Source organism: Bacillota bacterium (assembly GCA_040754675.1).
Taxonomy (GTDB): Bacteria; Bacillota; Limnochordia; order Limnochordales; family Geochordaceae; genus Geochorda.
On sequence record JBFMCJ010000735.1, the window covers coordinates 1 to 1728 of the forward strand.

Below are 1728 nucleotides of genomic sequence, written 5' to 3' on the forward strand. Positions count from 1 at the left end.
GACGATTAGAACTCTTCGCCCCACTCCTGGGATATGGAGGATGTCCCAAAGTTCGTGGAATTTGAGGTAGCGGCTCCCGGCTCCGTTGTGGTAAAACGGAGCTGTGAGAAAATGGAGGGAGCCGCCAATGTCAGCATATCACAGCAAGGGCAGTTCTGGAAGAGGCAACGGGAAAGCAGACGCGACGAAAACACTAATCTCCCGCGAGGTAGCACTGAGTTTGGAGGCGATACGCCAGAGGGCCAAAGATGGCCTACTTGCACTATGCGTAGAGGTGGGGCTCAACACGCTCGAGATGATGTTCGAGCAGGAGCTGGAGGAGAAGATTGGCAAGAAGGGCAAGCACAACGCCGATCGGTCTAGCTACAGGCACAGTTACGAGCCAAGAAAGGTAGTGCTGGGAGGGCGTAAGGTCGAGGTGTCAAAGCCGCGGGCCCGAACAGTCGACGGCAAAGAAGTTGTGCTTGAGTCATACGAGGCAATCAAGAATGACGAGATCCTGACGCGCCACGCCTTCGAGACGATGCTGCACGGTCTATCCACGCGCAACTATGCTTTCGGGCTTGAGGATGTGGGTGATGTGGAGGCATCCGGCATCTCTAAGAGTTCGATAAGCCGCAGGTTTGCCCGAGTGACGCAGGAGGCGCTGGCCGAACTTCTCGCTAAGAGGCTGGATGGGATTGATCTGGTGGTCCTATACATCGACGGGATCGAGGTAGCGGAGCATACGGCGGTCTGCGCTCTTGGCATCGACATTGACGGTAAGAAACACATACTCGGTGTGTGGGAGGGCGCCACCGAGAATGCTTCAGTATGCAAAGGGCTGGTCACCAACCTGGCGGAGCGGGGTCTTAAGACGGATGGGCTGCTCGTTGTCATAGATGGTTCCAAGGCGTTACGCAGGGCAGTGGCTGATGTGCTCGGGAATGACGTACCCGTCCAGAGGTGCCAGGTGCACAAGATGAGGAACGTTCTTGACCATCTCCCTGAGGAACAGCGCCCCTGGGTGAAGCGCAAACTCGCAGCCGCCTGGGCAGAGCCTGATGCCAACATGGCTAGGAAAGCACTTGAGGCACTGGCAGACTCCTTGGAGAAGAACTACCCTGGAGCCGCCGCAAGCCTGCGCGAGGGTCTAGAGGAGACGATCACTATTAACCGGCTCATGCTGACAGGCGCTCTCCGGCGCACCATACGTTCGACGAACCCCATCGAGTCCGCCATAGAAATGGCAAGGACCACCGCTCGCAGGGTCAAGAGGTGGCGTAACGGAAACCAGGTGTTAAGGTGGACACTGGCGGGGCTCAAGGAAGCAGAGCGCAGGTTCCGACGCGTGGCAGGCTACCGAGAACTACCGCTCCTGCGGATGCGTCTTAAGGCCGAGGTTCTCCACACCACCACGAGCGAGGCAGCAAACGCATGAAAAATCAAGCGGGGGTGCGCTACGTGAAATTCCACGATGATCGGGACAACCTCGGTTCGCCGAACGAAAAGTTGACCATCCCAATCAACTCCTGTAGGCTAGTACGAGCCAGTAATTGCCTACAGGGGGAATGAAAGGTTGATTGAGATGGCCGACATTGAGGTTATCAGACATCTGTACTTTCGGCAAGGCTGGAAGGTGAGGCGGATCGCGCGGGAGCTTCACGTGAGCCGGCAGACGGTGCGCAAGGCGATTCGGAGCGCGGAGGTGCCGACCTACCACTTGACGGCACCGAGGCCGAAGCCAGT

General features: G+C 57.6%; 2 protein-coding genes. Both read left to right on the forward strand.

Translation table 11 applies throughout. The features are described from left to right. The first annotated feature begins 127 nt into the window (after window positions 1-127). On the forward strand, window positions 128-1420 hold the full coding sequence (locus tag AB1609_23070) for an IS256 family transposase (GenBank protein ID MEW6049317.1): 1293 nt from the start codon (window positions 128-130) through the stop codon (window positions 1418-1420). Window positions 1421-1567: 147 nt separating this feature from the next. Then, window positions 1568-1728: helix-turn-helix domain-containing protein (locus tag AB1609_23075; protein MEW6049318.1), on the forward strand; the 161-nt coding region annotated here is incomplete at its 3' end.